The 1,855-nt window shown below is 38.2% G+C and carries 1 protein-coding gene; it reads right to left on the reverse strand.

Translation table 11 applies throughout. From position 1 onward, the window contains the following. Window positions 1-134 precede the first annotated feature (134 nt). Entirely contained in the window at window positions 135-1,568 is a 1,434-nt protein-coding gene (locus tag AB4496_RS19550) for a hypothetical protein (RefSeq protein WP_102257640.1), read from the reverse strand. Between the last annotated feature and the right edge of the window lie 287 nt (window positions 1,569-1,855).

Consider the following 1,855-nt stretch of genomic DNA (forward strand, 5'->3'; position numbering starts at 1 on the left):
ACTATATAAGTATGATCCTTTCCTCCTTTAGCATATAGAGAAGAACGAAGCTAAGCCCATCACGAGTGGGTTCGGCTTCATATCTCTTTCACATTTCAAGTTACCGCTTATCAGAATTGAACCAAAACAAAGCTTTAATCCACTAATTGTTTCCAGTATTCACGTAACAAAGTGAAATCTTGTATACCTTCACAGCCAGCGTATTCGTTGGCAAGAGTTATTATATCAGAGTCATCAAGAGCAATAATGAAACCTCTCTGGTCTTTCGCAGTATCAACACAGCGTTTATAGAGAAGCTCTTTATTCTCAATAGAGCGACATATCAAAATCCCAACTTTGCCCCTACTAGGTGAGAACCTACCTGATAGCTGATCGACCTCAGGGTTTGCAACTTCTTTCCCGTAGTTTTTACACTCTATAAAGATGTGTGGTGCTGGGTAATGCATCGACAACCAATAAAAAAAGCCCCCTTTAGCTTCATTTACGTATGTAATATCTATCCTTTTTCGACCATCGTGTATTCTGTGTTGCTTAGTTGGATTACATAAAGATGGGTATAATATGACTGACAAAATCCTTTCAACAATGTCTTCATACTGTTCTGCAGTCTCACGACCTACAGGCAGAGCCTTTAATTGTTCCAGTAATTGACTAACATCTGGTTTTTCAACTTGTTCAAGCTCGGAAAACTGCTCATGAGATATAGGGCTAGATGGATTATCAATTTTTGCTTCTCGATAATCATCCAATACATGTGGCCTCAAAATCGTTTGCTCAACTACAGCCAGTTTGTCCTTTCCATATTTTTCCATTAAGTCCTTTTTAGTGACTATCTGGGAGCCATTTTTTAGGTTTTGAACTAGGGGACTTTGAATTTTAATATGTTCATGCTGCATTTGAGGCAACAAATAGTGTCTATAATACTCTTCATAATGAAAACTTAGTCGACTACGGACCAATACTTTAGGGACCAATATTACTTTACCGTAACTAGTAGTTGGTAAATCAACAAACGTATTTTCCCAAACCTCTTTTATTGGATTCCAAAGAGGTCCAGAAACAACATTTTGAGTGAGTGGAATCCCATAATAGCGGCACATATCTTGAGTGTACTTTATCAGCGGACTGCGAAGGATATTGCATACCGCGTCAGAAATCATATCAGTCCCTATTCCATTGATAAGTAGAGCTGTATCCTCTAAGTCTTGCAATAAACCGGACTTTGCAGCCTTACTTTTAGTTAGAGCATCCCAAACTGAATCTGCTGACTCATCTCCAAAGCCGTGCCCTCTTGACTTCCCAACAGAGTACCCCAAATGAAACTCATTACCTTCACTTAAAGACGCAAGCAATGTTTTTGCTCGACCATCATCTCCATTTTTTATCATTTTTAAAACGGACTCAAAAAAAGACTGCAGGAATGAAGACAACTCATTTCCCCATGATGAATCAAGTGACTTTATAGCATTTGGGTCTAAAAATACTGCTAAATCAGTATCTAAAGGGATATCTACAAAATCTAAATATGCTTGTGTGCGTTTTAAACCAAAATACTCTGATACTCTCATAGCGGCTCCCAAAATGTCATCTACAAACAAGATGTTGGGGCTAAGTCCACAATATTAAAGTGGTTGATGTGAGTTTATTTTTATATCTTATGTGTAACCAGCAACATTGATGCGCTTGGTCTGATGTTATGCAAAGATAGAAACGTACGTGTGAGGTCTCGGACTAGGTAGTTAACTCAAAGTCGAATTACCCCGTGATAAAGGGGTAAATTGAATTCATAAGATGTCTTCACCGACAGGTAAAACCCAAAAAGTAGATAAAAACCAGATATGCGAAACCTAGCTAT

This window comes from Vibrio sp. 10N.222.46.A1, from assembly GCF_041473595.1.
GTDB lineage: Bacteria > Pseudomonadota > Gammaproteobacteria > Enterobacterales > Vibrionaceae > Vibrio > Vibrio tasmaniensis_A.

Excerpts from the sequence above, each read along its gene's own strand:
- AB4496_RS19550 (WP_102257640.1), bottom strand. The coding sequence starts at position 1,568 with ATGAGAGTATCAGAGTATTTTGGTTTAAAACGCACACAAGCATATTTA.